The organism is Streptomyces humicola (genome assembly GCF_024436035.1).
GTDB lineage: Bacteria > Actinomycetota > Actinomycetes > Streptomycetales > Streptomycetaceae > Streptantibioticus_B > Streptantibioticus_B humicola.
In genome coordinates this window covers 36,228-53,745 of sequence record NZ_JANFNG010000018.1, presented here as the reverse complement: position 1 = coordinate 53,745, position 17,518 = coordinate 36,228, and the positions used below count along the sequence as shown (strand labels likewise).

General features: G+C 70.6%; 14 protein-coding genes. 6 read left to right on the top strand and 8 right to left on the bottom strand.

What is annotated here, in order from left to right; translation table 11 throughout:
- Positions 1-27: 27 nt before the first annotated feature.
- The 5 genes from NGB36_RS21410 (at position 28) to NGB36_RS21390 (ending at position 6,528) form a co-directional block, all read left to right on the top strand.
- Positions 28-651: a DUF3000 domain-containing protein gene (locus NGB36_RS21410; RefSeq protein ID WP_255921989.1), complete on the top strand. Its 624-nt coding sequence runs from the start codon at positions 28-30 to the stop codon at positions 649-651.
- A gap of 291 nt (positions 652-942) precedes the next feature.
- Complete coding sequence (locus NGB36_RS21405) at positions 943-1,605, top strand: LuxR C-terminal-related transcriptional regulator (RefSeq protein ID WP_222977281.1); 663 nt, start codon at positions 943-945, stop codon at positions 1,603-1,605.
- 125 nt (positions 1,606-1,730) lie between these two features.
- Positions 1,731-2,975, top strand: coding sequence for an HRDC domain-containing protein (locus tag NGB36_RS21400; protein ID WP_255921988.1), 1,245 nt, complete (start codon positions 1,731-1,733; stop codon positions 2,973-2,975).
- A 206-nt stretch (positions 2,976-3,181) separates the two neighbouring features.
- Complete coding sequence (locus tag NGB36_RS21395; protein WP_255921987.1) at positions 3,182-4,402, top strand: thiolase family protein; 1,221 nt, start codon at positions 3,182-3,184, stop codon at positions 4,400-4,402.
- Entirely contained in the window at positions 4,399-6,528 is a 2,130-nt protein-coding gene (locus tag NGB36_RS21390; protein ID WP_255921986.1) for a 3-hydroxyacyl-CoA dehydrogenase NAD-binding domain-containing protein, read from the top strand. Before NGB36_RS21395 ends, NGB36_RS21390 begins: the two co-directional genes overlap by 4 nt.
- A 113-nt stretch (positions 6,529-6,641) precedes the next feature.
- Here the strand turns inward: NGB36_RS21390 and NGB36_RS21385 are convergent, their stop codons facing one another.
- Complete coding sequence (locus tag NGB36_RS21385) at positions 6,642-7,058, bottom strand: pyridoxamine 5'-phosphate oxidase family protein (protein WP_255921985.1); 417 nt, start codon at positions 7,056-7,058, stop codon at positions 6,642-6,644.
- Between the two features lie 38 nt (positions 7,059-7,096).
- A complete protein-coding gene (locus tag NGB36_RS21380) occupies positions 7,097-7,999 on the bottom strand; it encodes a DsbA family protein (protein ID WP_255921984.1) in 903 nt (300 codons plus the stop codon).
- An 86-nt stretch (positions 8,000-8,085) separates the two neighbouring features.
- On the opposite strand from NGB36_RS21380, the gene NGB36_RS21375 reads away from it, so the two are divergent.
- Positions 8,086-8,493: a PIN domain-containing protein gene (locus tag NGB36_RS21375; RefSeq protein WP_255921983.1), complete on the top strand. Its 408-nt coding sequence runs from the start codon at positions 8,086-8,088 to the stop codon at positions 8,491-8,493.
- 8 nt (positions 8,494-8,501) lie between these two features.
- Here the strand turns inward: NGB36_RS21375 and NGB36_RS21370 are convergent, their stop codons facing one another.
- From NGB36_RS21370 to NGB36_RS21345, 6 genes are all read right to left on the bottom strand, one after another.
- Positions 8,502-10,043, bottom strand: coding sequence for a glycosyltransferase (locus NGB36_RS21370; RefSeq protein ID WP_255921982.1), 1,542 nt, complete (start codon positions 10,041-10,043; stop codon positions 8,502-8,504).
- 68 nt (positions 10,044-10,111) lie between these two features.
- Positions 10,112-11,632 carry an amino acid permease gene (locus tag NGB36_RS21365; RefSeq protein WP_255921980.1) on the bottom strand — a complete coding sequence of 507 codons (1,521 nt, stop codon included), beginning with the start codon at positions 11,630-11,632 and terminating at the stop codon, positions 10,112-10,114.
- A gap of 188 nt (positions 11,633-11,820) precedes the next feature.
- Positions 11,821-13,740, bottom strand: coding sequence for a 1-deoxy-D-xylulose-5-phosphate synthase (gene dxs, locus NGB36_RS21360; protein WP_255921979.1), 1,920 nt, complete (start codon positions 13,738-13,740; stop codon positions 11,821-11,823).
- Positions 13,741-14,055: 315 nt separating this feature from the next.
- On the bottom strand, positions 14,056-15,390 hold the full coding sequence (locus tag NGB36_RS21355) for a sugar ABC transporter permease (RefSeq protein ID WP_372509490.1): 1,335 nt from the start codon (positions 15,388-15,390) through the stop codon (positions 14,056-14,058).
- Entirely contained in the window at positions 15,387-16,175 is a 789-nt protein-coding gene (locus NGB36_RS21350; protein WP_255922059.1) for an ATP-binding cassette domain-containing protein, read from the bottom strand. The genes NGB36_RS21355 and NGB36_RS21350 overlap by 4 nt, the downstream gene beginning before the upstream one ends.
- A 139-nt stretch (positions 16,176-16,314) precedes the next feature.
- On the bottom strand, positions 16,315-17,415 hold the full coding sequence (locus NGB36_RS21345) for a sugar ABC transporter substrate-binding protein (RefSeq protein WP_255921978.1): 1,101 nt from the start codon (positions 17,413-17,415) through the stop codon (positions 16,315-16,317).
- Between the last annotated feature and the right edge of the window lie 103 nt (positions 17,416-17,518).

The following is a 17,518-nucleotide window of genomic DNA, read 5'->3' as shown; positions in this document are numbered from 1 at the left end:
GCGTGCCAGCGTCCTAGTCTTCCGGGCATGGCTGCGGCTCAGGAGCACCTCGAGGGCGAGGACGGTACACCACTCGCCTTCCGTCGAGCGGTCGGCGCGCTGCGGACCGCGCGGGTACGGCAGGAAGTGGCACTCGAAGCGACCCCCGCGCCGAAGCGGCTGGCTCCGTACGCCTACGCGCTGGAGGCGGCCGTCACCGTCGAGGGCGAGGAGCTCGCGGACGGGCGTCTGGTGCTGCTGCACGACCCAGGTGAACCGGAGGGGTGGCACGGCTCGTTCCGCCTGGTGACGCTGGCCCGGGCGGAGCTGGAGCCGGAGATGGCCGCGGACCCGCTGCTGCCCGAGGTGTGCTGGTCGTGGCTGACGGGTGCGCTCGAAGCGCGCGGTGCGGTGTACACGGAAGTGAGCGGCACGGTCTCGCGCAGTTCCTCGCACCACTTCGGCGGGCTCGCCGACCGGCCCGACTCGACGCAGATCGAGGTCAGGGCGTCGTGGACGCCGGGCGAGACGGCGGCCGGCGGGCCGGACGCGGCGGCGCACCTTTCGGCCTGGTGCGAGCTGCTGTGCACGTGCGCCGGGCTGCCGCCGGCGGCGGCCGATCCGGGTGCCACCGGCGTGGTCTCGCTGCCGAACCGCCGCGGACCGCGCTAAGCGCACGAGCACACCGAGCACACCGAGCACACCGGGCGCGTTCGACGCCGTCGCCGGGCCCCGGTGTTCTTGTCGGCCCGTCATCTGTACTGAAGTGATCGGACAGTTAACTCTTTCGTTGGTAATCGATCGCCTGCCCACCCGACTTGCCCGAATTGTTACTCAATAAATCGTGATCTTCCCCTAAAGCCACGTTCCGATAGTGCCGAAGGAGACTGTGACCATTCCACCGCGGATGTCCCGGCCCTTCCCCTCCGGCCGGGCCCGTCCCGCCACCCCACAGGAGGCCCGGTGTCGGTTCTTCTCGACCACCCCACAAGCCTGGTCGCCTACCGTCCGATCAAGCCGACGGCCATGGTCGTCGTCGCCGACCCGCGCGTCCGCAGCACCGTCACACGACATCTGTGGGCACTCGGCGTGCGCGACGTGATCGAGGCCTCGTCCATCGCGGAGGCTCGCCCCCGGGTCGGCACCCCGCGCGACATCTGTGTCGCCGACGTCCACCTCCCCGACGGCTCCGGTCTCACGCTCCTCGCCGAGACCAGGGCGGCAGGCTGGCCGAACGGACTCGCCCTGTCCGCCGCCGACGACATCGGCGCCGTGCGCAACGCGCTCGCCGGCGGCGTCAAGGGCTACGTCGTCACCGGCACCCGCACCAACGTCGGCCTGGCACAGCGTCCCGGCGCCGCCCCGATCGGCGCCCCGGGTGCCCGCATGCAGCGCCGCCCGCCGGGCGCGCCCGGGCACCCCGGCGGCTACCGGGAGCTGTCCGGCCGTGAGGTCGAGGTGCTCCGGCTGGTCGCGGAGGGCCAGTCGAACAAGGCCATCGGCGTCTCGATGGGGCTGTCCGCGCTCACCGTGAAGAGCCACCTCGCCCGTATCGCCCGCAAGCTCGGCACCGGCGACCGCGCCGGAATGGTCGCGGTCGCGCTGCGTACCGGCATCATCCACTGACCTGGTCTCGCACGGCCTGGGGAAGGCCCGTGGACGGAGCGTTCCGGCCACGGGCCTTCGCCGTGCCCGCACCCCCGGCGCTCTTCGGCATGGGTCGCGCGCCTATGCCCGGCTACCCTTGACGGGTGACCGACGCCCGAGAGACCGCCAACGAAGCACCCCCGGCGCCGGTCCCGCTGCTGGACCCGCGCGAGGGCATCCCGCCGGTGACCGCCAGCCCGGAGGCCTTCGCCGCCGTTGTGGAGGCTTTCGCCGCGGGCACCGGTCCTGTCGCCGTCGACGCCGAGCGCGCATCCGGCTACCGGTACGGGCAGCGGGCCTACCTGGTCCAGCTACGCCGAGCCGGAGCGGGGACCGCGCTGATCGACCCCGTCGCATGTCCCGACCTCACCGCGCTGGGCGATGCCCTCGCCGGGACCGAGTGGGTGCTGCACGCGGCCACCCAGGACCTCCCGTGCTTGGCCGAGATCGGAATGCGTCCCGACCAGCTGTTCGACACCGAGCTCGCCGGCCGCCTCGCCGGATTCGCCCGGGTCGGCCTCGGCGCCATGGTCGAGAACGTCCTCGGCTACGCACTGGAGAAGGGCCACTCGGCCGTCGACTGGTCCACGCGTCCGCTACCCGATCCGTGGCTGCGCTACGCCGCGCTCGACGTCGAGCTCCTCGTCGACCTGCGCGACGCGCTGGAGGAGGAGCTGCGTACGCAGGGCAAGCTCGAATGGGCGCTGCAGGAGTTCGCGGCGATCGTCTCCGCGCCCCCGCCCGCGCCGCGCACCGATCCGTGGCGCCGCACCTCCGGCATGCACAAGGTGCGCCGCCGCCGCCAGCTCGCCGCCGTGCGCGAGCTGTGGACGGTACGGGACAGGATCGCCCAGGAGCGGGATGTCTCGCCGGGACGGGTGCTCTCCGACGCCGCGATCGTCGCCGCCGCGCTGGCGATGCCGACCAGCGCCCAGGGGCTCGGCGCGCTGCCCGGATTCGGCAATCGCATGAGCCGCCGCCAGCTCGACGCCTGGCAGGGGGCCGTCGACCGTGCGCGTACCCTGCCGGAGCGTGAGCTGCCGCAGGCCGCACCTCCGCTCGGCGGTCCTCCCCCACCCCGCGCCTGGGCCGACAAGGACCCGGCCGCCGCCGCGCGGCTCAGCGCCGCACGCGCCGCTGTCACCCGGCTGGCGGAGGAGCTCGGTCTTCCGCAGGAGAATCTGATCGCACCGGACGCCGTGCGCCGGCTGTGCTGGGAGCCGCCGGCCGAGCCAAGCGTCACGGCGGTCGCCGAGCGGCTCGTCGAGCGCGGGGCCCGGCCGTGGCAGGTGGAGCTCGTCTCGGGCGTGGTCGCGGAGGCGCTGAGCGCCATCGCCCCCGACTCCTGAGGTTCTGCCCGCTTCTCGCCGACGGCTCGGGAGCCCCACCCGCCCCCTCGCACCGATGTGACCTTCAACGCTCCGGGCGGGGGGACTGTGCACTTTGGTTACTCGCAAGTAGCATGGCGGTGTGAGCCGCCGTGGGCTTCCCGTGACCACACGGGACGAACCCGCGGCGTGCCCTGCAGAGCCCCCGCGTCTGGAGGAGAGCCAAAGTGCCTCGTACCGCTAGGGACGTCGTCTTCGTCGACGGCGTCCGCACCCCGTTCGGCAAGGCGGGACCCAAGGGCATCTACCACGAGACCCGCGCCGACGACCTGGTGATCAAGTGCATCCGGGAGCTGCTGCGGCGCAACCCGGACCTGCCCGCCGAGCGGATCGACGAGGTCGCCGTCGCCGCCACCACGCAGATCGGTGACCAGGGACTGACTCTGGGCCGCACCGCCGGGATCCTGGCGGGTCTGCCCAAGACCGTCCCGGGCTTCTCCATCGACCGCATGTGCGCGGGTGCGATGACCGCCGTCACCACCACCTCGGGCGGCATCGCCTTCGGTGCCTACGACGTCGTCGTCGCCGGTGGCGTCGAGCACATGGGCCGCCACCCGATGGGCGAGGGCGTGGACCCCAACCCGCGCTTCGTCTCCGAGAAGCTGGTCGACGAGTCCGCCATGTTCATGGGCATGACGGCGGAGAACCTGCACGACCGCTTCCCGCAGCTCTCCAAGGCGCGGGCCGACGAGTACGCGGTGCGCAGCCAGGAGAAGGCCGCCAAGGCCTACGCCAACGGCAAGATCCAGCAGGACCTGGTGCCGATCGCGATCCGCCGCACCAACCCAGAGGGCGGCGAGACCGGCTGGGGCCTGGCCACCGCCGACGAGCCGATGCGACCGGGCACCACGCTGGAGAGCCTGGCCTCCCTCAAGACCCCGTTCCGCCCGCACGGCCGGGTCACCGCCGGCAACGCGGCCGGCCTCAACGACGGTGCGACCGCCTCGCTGCTCGCCGCCGAGGACGTGGCCGCCGAGCTCGGCCTGCCGGTGAAGATGCGCCTGGTCTCCTACGCCTTCGCGGGCGTCGAGCCCGAGGTGATGGGCATCGGCCCGGTCCCGGCGACCGAGAAGGCGCTGGCCAAGGCGGGCCTGTCGATCTCCGACATCGGCCTGTTCGAGATCAACGAGGCGTTCGCCGTGCAGGTGCTCGCCTTCCTCGAGCACTACGGCATCGCCGACGACGACGAGCGCGTCAACCAGTACGGCGGCGCCATCGCCTTCGGCCACCCGCTCGCCTCCTCCGGTGTCCGGCTGATGACGCAGCTGGCCCGCCAGTTCGAGGAGCAGCCGCACGTCCGCTACGGCCTGACCACCATGTGCGTCGGCTTCGGCATGGGCGGCACGGTCATCTGGGAGAACCCGCACTTCGAGGGAGCAGGCAAGTGAGCAGCACCGCTGAGCTGTTGAAGGGAGCGGCGGAGCTGTTCCCGGACGAGGTCGTCACGCAGGCGCACGTGCGCCATCTCGACCTCCCGCAGGGCGCGGGGAAGTTCGCGCTCATCACGCTGGACAACGGCCTGGACCACACCAAGCCGACCACCTTCGGCCCGCAGTCGCTGGCGAACCTCAACGCCGCGATCGACCAGGTCGAGAAGGAGGCCGCGGACGGCGAGATCGTCGGCGCCGGCATCACGGGCAAGCCGTTCATCTTCGCGGTCGGCGCCGACCTGAAGGGCGTGGAGCTGCTCAAGCGCCACGAGGACGCGCTGGCCATCGGCAAGGGCGGCCACGACGTCTTCAAGCGGCTCGCCGCGCTGGCCGTGCCCACCTTCGCGTACTACAACGGCGCGGCGATGGGCGGCGGTGTCGAGGTCGGGCTGCACTGCACCTACCGCACGGTCTCGGCCGCGATCCCGGCGTTCTCGCTGCCCGAGGTCTTCCTGGGACTGGTGCCGGGCTGGGGCGGCTGCACGCTGCTGCCGAACCTGATCGGTGCCGACCGTGCCGTCACGGTGATCATCGAGAACTCGCTCAACCAGAACAAGCAGCTCAAGGGGAAGCAGGTCCACGAGCTCGGGATCGCCGACGCGATCTTCGAGGGTGCGGACTTCCTGGAGCAGTCGCTGGCGTGGACGGCGTCCGTCCTCACGGGCGAAACCGAGGTCGCTCGCCAGGCCGTGGACCGCGGTGACGGCTGGGACCAGGCGGTCCAGCGCGGCAAGGCCATCGCCGACTCCAAGGTGCACGGCGCGGCACCGGCCGCGTACCGGGCCCTGGACATCATGGCCGCTGCGAAGAACGGCGACCTGCGGCAGGGCTTCGACGCCGAGGACCAGGCGCTCGCCGACCTGATCATGGGCGGCGAACTGCGCAGCGGTATCTACGCCTTCAATTTGGTGCAGAAGCGCGGCAAGCGCCCGGCCGGCGCCCCGGACAAGAACCTGGCGCGCCCGGTCACCAAGGTCGGCGTCGTCGGCGCCGGTCTGATGGCCTCTCAGCTGGCGCTGCTGTTCGTGCGCCGCCTCGAGGTGCCGGTCGTGCTGACCGACATCGACCAGGAGCGCATCGACAAGGGCGTCGGCTACGTCCACGAGCAGATCGACATGCTGCTGCTCAAGGGCCGGGTCAACCAGGACAAGGCCAACCGCCTCAAGGCCCTCGTCACCGGCTCCCTCGACAAGGCCTCGGCCTTCGGCGACGCGGACTTCGTCATCGAAGCGGTCTTCGAGGAGATGGGCGTCAAGCAGCAGGTGTTCGCCGAGGTCGAGGCGGTCGTGCCCGAGCACGCCATCCTCGCCACCAACACCTCCTCGCTGTCGGTCTCCGAGATGGCCTCGAAGCTGAAGCACCCCGAGCGGGTCGTCGGCTTCCACTTCTTCAACCCCGTCGCCGTCCTTCCGCTGCTGGAGATCGTGCGCGCCGAGAAGACCGACGACGCCTCCCTGGCCACGGCCTTTGCGGTCGCCAAGAAGCTGAAGAAGACCGCGGTGCTGGTCAAGGACGCCCCGGCGTTCGTCGTCAACCGCGTGCTCACCCGCTTCCTCGGCGAGGTGCTGCGCTCGATCGACGAGGGCACGCCGGTCGAGGTGGCCGACAACGCGCTGGCGCCGCTCGGCCTGCCCATGACGCCGATCGTGCTCCTCGAACTCGTCGGGCCGGCCGTCGCCCACCACGTGGCCGGCACGCTGCACGCCGCCTTCCCGGACCGCTTCGGCGTCTCGGAGAACCTCGGCCGCATCGTGGAGGCCGGCAAGCGCAACCTGTACACCTACGACTCGGGGAAGCCGGAGATCGACCCGGAGGTCGCCGCGCTTTTCGAGGTCGGTGACACGGTGCTCACCGAGGAGCAGGTGCGCGAGCGGGCGCTCGACGCCATCGCCCAGGAGATCCAGCTGATGCTGGACGAGGGCGTGGTGGCCGAGGCGCAGGACGTCGACCTGTGCCTGATCACCGGCGCGGGCTGGCCGTTCCACCTCGGCGGCATCACCCCGTACCTGGACCGCGAGGGCGTCTCCCAGCGCGTGAACGGCAAGCCGTTCCTCGCCCCGGGCGTCGCGAGCGTCCCGGCGTAGCGGGGGCCGCAGGCCGGTTGCGAGGGCCGCCCGGGACTTCACCGTCCCGGGCGGCCCTTGCGCCTGCCCGGGCCCGGATCTCTCCGGAAGCCGCCGGACGACTCCGGGTGCCTTCAGCTACGGCGTATCTCGCGGACGGCGCTGCCCGGGCGCCACAGCTGTATGAGCAGGCGTTCGCCGTCCTGGACGGAGGTCAGCACGGCCTCCGTCAGCTCGAGCCGGAATGCGTGATCCGCGACCTCCACGGCCCGGCCCGCCACCTTGGCGTCACCGCCGTCCATCGAACCGTCCCCGGGATTGGCATGGAGGGCGAACCGCGCGTCGCGCCGCAGATCCCGTGCCTTGACCGCACCCGGCATCGAACCGAGCGTGAGCTGCCCATCCCGTATGCGGGCCTCCGTGCCGCTCACCCGCGGGGATCCGTCCTTGCGCAGGGTGGCCAGCACGTGATGCCGATGAGCCTCGAAACGCGCCCGCACGGCGGCAGCAAGCCGCGGTGCTTCCTCTTCGAACTGCTGCCAGGTCGCCATGACGCTCAGTCTGGCACCGGGGTCCGACAGCGCAGCCGTCAGCTCGGCGAACCCGAGGGCGCCGACGAGGCGGAGGCGGACGCGGAAGGTGCGGCCGACGGGGACGCCGGGCGTGACGCGGACGGCGACGGCGAGGAGGAGGGGGACGTGGAGGGTGCCAGGCTGTTCTGCGCCTTCACCGCCGCCTGCCGGACCGCCTCCTGCAGCCCGGCCGGCGAGATCTTGTCCTTCAGCGGGTACAGCGTCTGCCCGTTGATCTGCACGACGGGCACCTCACCGAGTCCGGCTCGCAGGTAGTCCTTCTGCGAGGCGTCGACCCACCCCACGTGGTCCTTGTTGTGGACGCACGGAGCGAACGTCGCGGCATCCAGGTGCTTGACCTTCTTGGCCAGGTTCTCCAGGTACGCCTCGCTGGCGAAGCGGTCGTGCCGGCGCTCGGGCTGGTGGCTCCACAGCTCCTTCATGAAGGACACGAACTGGTCCTTGCCCTGGTCCTGCGCGCAGGCGGCCGCGTTGGCTGCCATCACGGAGCCGTCACCGCCGTACTGCTTGTCGACCGAGGTGACGAAGCGGTACTCAACCCTCGCCATACCGCTGTTGAGGATCGTGTCGAGGGTGGAGCCGTACTGCTGGTAGAAGATCCGCGACTGCGGATTGCGCAGGTCCTCGTAGACGGTGAGCGTGACGGGCACCGCCGGGTTGATGCCGATGGCGAGAGGAGCCTCACTCGGCACGCCCGTCGGCACCGTGACCTTACCGGTCTGGCCGGACCGTACCTGCATGCCGATCAGCGCCGAGGCGGCGAAAATCACACCCACCGCGACGATCGCGGCGGTGTAGGGACGCCAGCGGGCCATCCCGCTGCGCCGGGGACCCGCCGCGCCCGACGCCTTCGGGTCCGTCTGCCCCTGGGCGTCCTGCGGCCCCTTGGACTCTGCCATCACGCGTCCCAATCCCGTTCCTGCCGATGCCGTACCGCGCCTGTATACCACCGCCGGCCATGCGGGCGGCGTGGCAGGGTGGCCTCATGGAGCTCCCCCTCGTTGTCGTGGACGCCGCGAACACGGTCGGATCGGTGCCCGACGGCTGGTGGCGCGACCGGCGGGGCGCCACCGAGCGGCTGCGCGACGCCCTCGCCGCACTGGCCGCTGTCGGTCTCCCCGCGCGCGAGGACGTGCCCGCGTGGGCGTCCGGGGCACCGCTCGACGTCCTGCTCGTGGTGGAGGGCGCGGCCCGCGGCGTGCAACCGGTGGACGGGGTGCGAGTGGAGGCCGCGGACGGCAGCGGAGACGACCTCATCGTGGAGCTGCTCGCACACGCCGCCCGCGAGACACCCGGGCGGCCGCTGCTGCTGATCACCGCCGACCGGCAGCTGCGCGCCCGCGCTGCCGCGCTCGGCGCACGGTGCGCCGGCCCGAGGGCGGTGCGCGGCTGACCCGTCCGTCACCGCCTGCGGGCGTAGAGCACCGCGCCGCCCGCGCTGCCGACCGGACGGTATTGGCTGTCCAGCAACTTCTTGAAGTCCTGCACGTGCCGCGGCCCGTACGGAGCGCCGCGTGAATCGTCGACTATCAGCGCGGGGGGGTGCTGTGCCATCTCGCGGCGGAACGCCTGCCATGCCCCCGGCACCGCAAAGCGCTCGCCGACCCTGGCGTCGCCTCGGCCACCGCTGAAGTTGGTGAGGAAACCGGCCGTCAGATAGCGGCTGGCGGGGATGCGGTCGGCGAGCCAGTACTCCTCGGGGTGCATGCCCCACACCAGAACCCGCTCGCCGGGTGTGGTGCGGTGCCCGATCGCCGCCGCGACCTCCTCGGAGTGGTCGAGGTCCGTGCGCGGCACCGAAAGGCCCCACGCCAGGAAGCCGCATGCGGCCAGGGCGGTCCATGCCGCAGCGGGGCGGCGCCAGCGCGGCAGCCGGCGCAGGGCCGCGACGCCGAGCAGCACCAGCGGCGGCAGCAGCTGCAGAAAGTAGTGGCCGTAGAACTGGAAGCCGGTGATCACGGCCATGGCGGAGGCGGCCAGCCATATCCACAGATCGACGACGCCGGGCAGGCTCCTGCGGACGGCCAGCCACGCCACCGGTACGGCGAGCCCGGCGCAGGAGACCAGCAGGATGCCCGTGTTGCCCAGCGCGCGCCCCGCCACGACGAGCCATGCACCGCTCGCCGAGATGTACGAGCCGGATCCGGTGACCGTCCAGAACAGGAACCGTCCCGGCCCGAGCGCGGCGGCGACCGCGATCAGTGGCACCAGGAAGCCCAGCGCGAGCCGCGTCCTGGCCCGGATGCGCTCCCGGCGTGCGCCCCGCTCGCCGTGCTCGCCGCTCCCCCGCGCCGCCCGCCACGCCATCCAGGCCAACGGCAGCAGCACCGCGCCGCCCGTCTGCTTCGTCAGCGCCGCCCCGGCGGCCGCTAGCCCAGCGCACATCCACCGGCGGCGGTCCGCGCACCAGAAGGCCGCGGCCGTCCACGGCAGCATGAAGACCTCGAAGGTGGCCGCCTGCGTGTCCGCCGGAGCGAGGCCCGCCGAGACGAGCAGGTACCCGGCGCCTGCCGCCACGCCGGCCCGCCCACCCCAGCGGCGACGCGCCGTGGAGGCGAGCAGTGCGGCCGTGGCGATATGGGCGAGGAGCGCCGCCGTCCGCAGCGGCCACAGCGAGCCGTAGCCGAACGCGCCGAGCAGCGCCTCGTACAGCCACGGCAGTATCGGCGGCTTGCGGTCGACGACCGTCTCGTAGAGGACGCCGCCGTGGGCCAGCAGGCGCGCCTGCGTGGCGAGGAACCCCTCGTCCGGGTTCCATACGGTGCGCAGGAAGGACGGCAGGTGGGTGAGGACGGCGAGCGCCGCCAGGACGGGCAGCAGCCGTACCCAGAAGCGGTGACCGCCGCCGGCCGCCGGCCGCCGGATCACCGAGACCGGGCTCCTCCGTACCACTCCCCGCTGCGAAGGCAGCTTCGCTGCGGTGATATGGGGCACGGACGGCATGCGTTCCAACGTACCGGCCGCCCCGGAACGCCCGAAAGGAGGTTTACCGGCCGGAGGAGGTCTCCCGGTCAGGCGGACGCGCCGACCCGGCTGTGCCGCTGCCCGTACAGGAAGTACACGACGAACCCGAGCGCCATCCAGATCACGAACCGCACCCACGTCTCCGCCGGCAGGTTCACCATCAGCCAGAGGGAGGCGAGCACCGAGAGCACGGGGATGAGCGGTACCAGGGGGGTACGGAAGGTGCGCGGCAGATCGGGCCGGGTGCGGCGCAGGACGATGACGCCGAGTGCGACCACGACGAACGCGAAGAGCGTGCCGATATTCACCAGCTCCGACAGCTCGGCGATGCTGGTGAACCCGGCGACGACCGCGACGACGACGCCGAGCAGCACCGTGGAGCGGTAGGGCGTGCCGAACCGCGGGTGGACCTGGGAGAAGAACCTCGGCAGCAGCCCGTCACGGCTCATCGCGAAGAAGACGCGGCTCTGCCCGAGCAGGAGGATCATGCACACCGAGGTGAGTCCCACCGCGGCGCCGAAGCTGATCACCCCGGCCCAGACGGGTGCGCCGACCGCCTTGAAGGCACCGGCGAGCGGGGCGTCCACCGAGAGGGCGGTGTATTTCTGCATGCCGGTGACGATGACCGACACGGCGACGTAGAGCGTGGTACAGATGGCGAGCGAGCCGAGGATGCCGCGCGGCATGTCCCGTTGCGGGTTGTTGGTCTCCTCTGCGGCGGTCGCGACGATGTCGAAGCCGATGAAGGCGAAGAACACCACTGCGGCGGCGGTGAAGATGCCCATGACGCCGAACATCGTCGGTTTGTACCCGGAGATCACCTGCACCAGCGGCGCGCCCAGACCGGCCCTGGCCCCGGTGGACGGCCGGGCGGGCGGCAGGAACGGCCGGTAGTTGGCGCCCGAGAGGTAGAACGCCCCGGCAATGATCACGAGCAGGACGACGGTCACCTTGATCGCCACGATCACGGAGGTGACGCGGGCGGACAGCTTCATCCCGGCGACGAGCACCCCGGTGATCACGAGGACGAGTGCGAAGGCGAGCAGGTCGAAGCCACCCGACTCGCTCCCGGACAGGGCCCGGGGCATCGGGTATCCCGCGGTGCCGAGCAGCGAGCGGATGTAGCCGGACCAGCCGACGGCGACGACGGCACAGCCGAGTGCGAACTCCAGTACCAGGTCCCAGCCGATGATCCAGGCGGGCAGTTCACCGATCGACGCGTACGAGAAGGTGTAGGCGGATCCGGCGACCGGGAGGGTGGAGGCGAACTCGGCGTAGCAGAGCGCGGCAAGTGCGCAGGCCACTCCCGCGGCGACGAAAGCGAGCGCCGTGGCGGGCCCGGCGTAGTTCCTGGCGACCTGACCGGTGAGGACGAAGATGCCGGTGCCGATGATCACGCCGACCCCGAAGACCGTCAGATCGAGGGCGGAGAGCGACTTGCGGAGCGCGTGTGCGGGTTCCTCGGTGTCGGTGATCGACTGCTCGACGGACTTGGTCCGCAGCAATGTGCGCAACCGTGCGCTCCGTTCGTGGTTCCCCTCCGCCGGCTGGGGTGTTTCCGTGGGCATCGACGCACCTCCGCAGTTGGCCTGCTCACATCGTGAGGACCGCAGTCGGCCATCCCAGCACCCTCGACGCCCTGTCACCGGAAAGGGCGCTCGGACGGTTACGCCGATGGGCCGGGCTGACCACCCGAAGGAGTGGTCAGCCCGGCCCATCGGCGTGTCGGAGCGTAAGGGTGCGGAGGGGCGCGGGATCAGTCCCGGGAGACCTCGGCCGGCTCGTCCTCGTAGCGGCCTTCGAGCCTGGCCACCAGACCGGTCACCTGACGCGCGATGGCGGGGGCGGTGAGGCCGATCTCGGCGAGCACCTCCTTGCGGGAGGCGTGGTCGAGGAAGCGCTGCGGGATCCCGAAGTCGCGCAGCGGGACGTCGACGCCGGCGTCCCGCAGCGCCTGCGATACGGCGGAACCGACGCCGCCGGCGCGCCCGTTGTCCTCGACGGTGACGACGACGCGGTGCTGAGCGGCGAGGCCCGGCAGCGCCTCGTCGACGGGCTTGACCCAGCGCGGGTCGACGACGGTGCTGGAGATGCCCTGGGCGTCGAGGAGCTCGGCGGCTTCGAGGCACATCGGCGCCAGTGCGCCGACCGAGACCAGCAGCACATCGGGGCGGTCGGTGGACTCGGTGGGGTGCCGCAGCACGTCCATCCCGCCGATCCGGCCGACGGCCTCCACGGACGGCCCGACCGTGCCCTTGGAGTAGCGGACCACGGTCGGCGCATCGTCGACCTCGATGGCCTCGCGCAGCTGGAGGCGGACCTGTTCGGCGTCGCGGGGTGCGGCGATCCTGAGGCCCGGGACCACCTGCAGGATCGACATGTCCCACATGCCGTTGTGCGAGGCGCCGTCACTGCCGGTGACACCCGAACGGTCGAGGACGAAGGTGACGCCGCACTTGTGCAGGGCGACATCCATCAGCACCTGGTCGAAGGCGCGGTTGAGGAAGGTGGCGTAGACGGCGACCACCGGGTGCAGGCCGCCGGTGGCGAGCCCCGCGGCGGAGACCGCCGCGTGCTGCTCGGCGATGCCGACGTCGTAGACCCGGTCGGGGAACGCCTTGGCGAACCCTTCGAGGCCGACGGGCTGCAGCATTGCCGCGGTGATCGCGACGATGTCCTCGCGCTCGTGGCCGAGCTTGACCATCTCCTCTCCGAAGACCGACGTCCAGTCGGCGCCGCCGGAGGAGATGGGCAGTCCGGTGTCGGGGTGGATGGGGCCGATGCCGTGGAAGCGGTCGGCCTCGTCCTGCTCGGCCGGCTGGTAGCCGCGGCCCTTCTGGGTGAGGCAGTGCACGATGACCGGACCGCCGAAGCGCTTGGCCCGCTGCAGCGCGGACTCGACGGCGGCGATGTCGTGGCCGTCGATCGGGCCGACGTACTTCAGGCCCAGGTCCTCGAACATGCCCTGCGGGGCGATGAAGTCCTTCAGCCCCTTCTTGGCGCCGTGCAGCGTCTCGTAGAGCGGCTGGCCGATGACGGGCGTGCGCTCCAGCATCTCCTTGCCGCGGGCGAGGAAGCGTTCGTAGCCGTCGGTGGTGCGCAGGGTCGCCAGGTGGTTGGCGAGGCCGCCGATGGTCGGTGCGTAGGAGCGCTCGTTGTCGTTGACGACGATGACCAGCGGGCGGTCCTTGGCCGCGGCGATGTTGTTGAGCGCCTCCCAGGCCATGCCCCCGGTCAGCGCACCGTCACCGATCACGGCGACGACGTGGTCGGTCCGGCCCAGCACCTCGTTGGCCTTCGCCAGGCCGTCCGCCCAGCCCAGCACGGTCGAGGCATGCGAGTTCTCGATCACATCGTGCTCGGACTCGGCCCGCGACGGGTAACCGGACAAACCGCCCTTCTTCTTCAATTTGGAGAAGTCCTGGCGGCCGGTGAGCAGCTTGTGCACGTAGCACTGGTGGCCGGTGTCGAAGAGCACCTTGTCCCTGGGCGAACGGAAGACGCGGTGCAGGGCGATGGTGAGCTCGACCACACCGAGGTTCGGGCCCAGGTGCCCGCCGGTCTTGGAGACCGCGTCCACCAGGAAGCTCCGGATCTCGCCCGCCAACTCGACCAGCTGCTCCTGATTGAGCCGGTCGAGGTCGCGCGGTCCCTTGATGCGGGTCAGCAACGCCACCCGTGCCTCCTTGTTCGCGGTTGGCCGGCCGAGATCGTCGGGCCTGACGAAAACATCGGTCAGCCGAGTCTAGTAGTGCGTTCTCGGCGTCGCCGGTCGGCCCGTGCGAGCTACGTCACCCGGGCGTACCTGCAAGGACGCAGACCGACGAAGACGAAGACGCAGACAGCGCAGCCCTGCCTGACTTCTCCGCCCGCGAGGCGACACCGCGGGCACCGCCCCATCCACGGCCCGGCTGCCTCGCGCGCGTCGTCAGGCCAACGACCGGCCCGGAGGGTTCCGGGCCGGTCGCCTGCGTATAGGCACGAGCGCGCGCTACGCGCGGCCGGAGGCCTTCTGGGTCCTGCGGGAGACGGAGTCCACCACCACCGCGGCCAGCAGCACCGCACCGGTGATCATGTACTGGATCGCGGTGTTGAGGTTGAGGATGTACATGCCCTGCTGGATGGAGACGATCACCAGCGCACCGAGCAGAGCGGACCAGGTCTTGCCCCGGCCGCCGAACAGGCTCGTCCCGCCGATGACAGCCGCGGCGATCGCCTCCATCAGGGTGTTGCCGCCGCCCTGGGTCGACTGGGCGGAGTTGACCTGTCCGGCGAGGAACATGCCGCCGAGCGCCGCCATCGTGCCGGAGATCATGAAGACCGAGATGCGGACCCATGCGACGTTGATGCCCGCCCGTCGCGCCGCCTCGATGCCGCCGCCGACCGCGAACACCTGACGGCCGTAAGCGGTGCGCCGCAGCACCAGGTCGAGACCGACCACGACGAGAAGGAAGATCAAGACACACAACGGCAGGCCCGACGCCTGGTTGAGCACCGCGGCCGCGCCGAAGGCGACGATCGCGAGCAGCACGGTCTTGACGACGATCTCGCTGAGCGGACGGAACGGCACGCCTGCCGAACGGCGCCGCCTGGTCTCCCACAGCGAGGCCGCCAGGTAGACCACGGTCCCGATCAGGGCGAGGCCGTAGGCCGCCGCGACGTCGGAGAACGTGTAGTTGTACAGGTTGTAGAGGAGCCCGTTGGTCGGCAGGTTGATGGTGCCGTTCTTGCCGAGCACCCACAGCATGGCGCCGTTCCAGGCGAGGAAGCCCGCCAGGGTGACGACGAACGCGGGCACGCCGACCTTGGCGAAGAAGAAGCCCTGCAGCGCGCCGATCGCGGCGCCGGTGACCAGGCCGAGCACCAGCGCCAGATAGTCCGGCACTCCGTGATACACGCTGAGGACGGCGAAGACGGCACCGGCCAGGCCGCTGACGTAGGAGACCGACAGGTCGATCTCGCCGAGCAGCAGGACGAAGACGATGCCGACCGCGATCATGCCGATGCCCACCACGTTGAACGCGACGGTCGACAGGTTGTTGGCCGACAGGAACGAGCTGTTCAAGCCCTGGAAGATGCCCCAGATCAGGATCAGCGCGACGATGACCGGCATCGAGCCGAGGTCACCGCTGCGCATCCGGCGCTTGAACTCCCTGAGGTATCCGGCGAAGCCCTCCTCGCGCACCAGCAGTCGCGGGTCGACCGCCACGATCGCGTCCGCGGCGGCCGAGGGGGCGGCGACCGCCCCGTCCGCGCCCGCGGCCTGCTGTACGCCGGATCCTTCGCTGCCGGCCTCGGCCGGGCCCTTGGTGAGGTTGTCGCTCACTTGGCTGCCTCCCCGGTGCGCGCCTGACGGCGGGTCACGGCGTTGTCCGTGGCGCCGGTGATGGCGGAGATGATCTGTTCCTGGCTGGTCTCCTTGACCCCGAACACGCCGTTGTTGCAGCCGAGTCGGAGCACGGCGACGCGGTCCGCGACCGCCTTGACGTCGACCATGTTGTGGCTGATGAGGATCACGGCGAGGCCGCGTTCGCGCAGCCGCTCCACGAGGTCGAGCACCTGCGCCGTCTGCTCGACGCCGAGTGCGGCCGTCGGCTCGTCGAGGATGACGACCTTGGGGTCGCCGATGAGCGAGCGGGCGATCGCCACGGTCTGGCGCTGACCGCCAGAGAGCGAGGCGATCGGGATCCGGACGCTGGGAATGCGGATGGAGAGTGTGTTGAGCAGTTCGCGGGAGCGCTTCTCCATCTCGACCTCGTCGAGCACACCGACCTTGCGTATCTCGCGGCCGAGGAAGAGGTTCTGCACCACATCCAGGTTGTCGCACAGCGCGAGGTCCTGGTAAACGGTGGCGATCCCCAACTCCTGTGCGTCGTGCGGGCGGTGGATGGTGACGGGCCGGCCCTCCCATTCGATGACGCCGTCGTCGATCGCCTCAACACCTGCGATCGTCTTGACGAGCGTCGATTTTCCGGCGCCGTTGTCGCCCACCAGGGCGAGCACTTCACCGGCGTGGATTTCCAACTCGACATCGGTGAGCGCCTGTACGGCACCGAACCGCTTGGAAATCCCGCGCAACGCCAGCACGGGCGTAGCGGTCACGTGAACCATCTCCTTCGCCGCCTCTCCGGCGGGGGATGAATCCGGCACCCCGATGTCCGGCAGCGGGGTATTCATGGGGCAACGGGATGCCGGAGCGTTTCTTCTGCAGGCGACTGCGGGGAATCTCCCGCTGGTCGCTGTTACGGCGTTACTTCAGCCCGATCTTGGCGCACGCCGCGGCGTACTGCGGGGTGCAGATCTGGCTGACGGTGTAGAGGCCGCCCGAGATGACGGTCTGCTGGATGTTCTGCTGCGTCAGGATCGTCGTCGGGATGAGCTCTGACGGGATTCCCTTGTTGGTCGCGCTGTTCGAGGTTCCGGTGGCGACGCCGGAGAGCGACTTTCCGGTGGCCAGGTCGATCGCCATCTCGGCGGCGGCGTTGGCCTCGTCGCGGTACGGCTTGTAGATGGACAGCGCCTGGAGGCCCGCGACGACCCGCTGGACACCGTCGAGCTGCGAGTCCTGGCCGGTGACCGGCGGGATCGGGTTGATATGGGCGGCCTGCAGGGCGCTGATGACACCGGCGGCCATGCCGTCGTTGGCCGAGTAGACGCCGACGAAACCGTTGTTTCCGAGCCGGGTGACGGCGCCGGCGACCTCTTGGTTGGCGTTGTTGGCGAGCCAGCCGTTGGTGTCGTAGCTGGCGGCGATGTCAATCTTGCCCTTGAGGACGGAGAGCGCACCGGCCTTGAACTGGGCGGCGTTGGGGTCACCCGGGTCGCCGTTGACCATGATGATCTTGTTGTTCGGCGTCGCCTTCGAACCGAGTGCCGTGAGCAGGCCCTGCGCCTGCTGCTGGCCGACCTTGTAGTTGTCGAAGGAGGTGTAGGCGTCGACCGGGCCCTGGGCGAGACGGTCGTATGCCACGACCTTGATGCCCTTGTCGTGCGCCTTCTGAACCGACGGCTGGATCGCCTTGTAGTCGACGGAGTCGAGAATGATGACCTTCACGCCGTCGTTGATCAGCGTGTCGATCTGCTGCTGCTGGGTGTTGGCGTTCTGCGTGGCGTTCTCGTACTCGACCGTGCACTTGGGACAGAGCTCGCTGATCTTCTTCTCGATCATCGGGCGGTCGTACGCCTCGTAACGCGCGGTCTGGTTCTCGGGGAGAGCCAGACCTATCTTGAAGCCGCTGCTGACGCTGGCCGCGCTCGACGAAGAGCCGCCGGCCTTTCCACACGCCGCCACTGACAAGGCCATGGACACGGCCACGACCCCTATGGCGGTACGGCGCAGAGTGGTGTTCACGGAGTACCTCCCTGACAGGGCCGCGACGTCGCGGCCGAGGTGAGAGGAGTCAACTCCGAGGACGCGTTAACGTCAAGAAGTAAATCATTAACGAGATGACAAC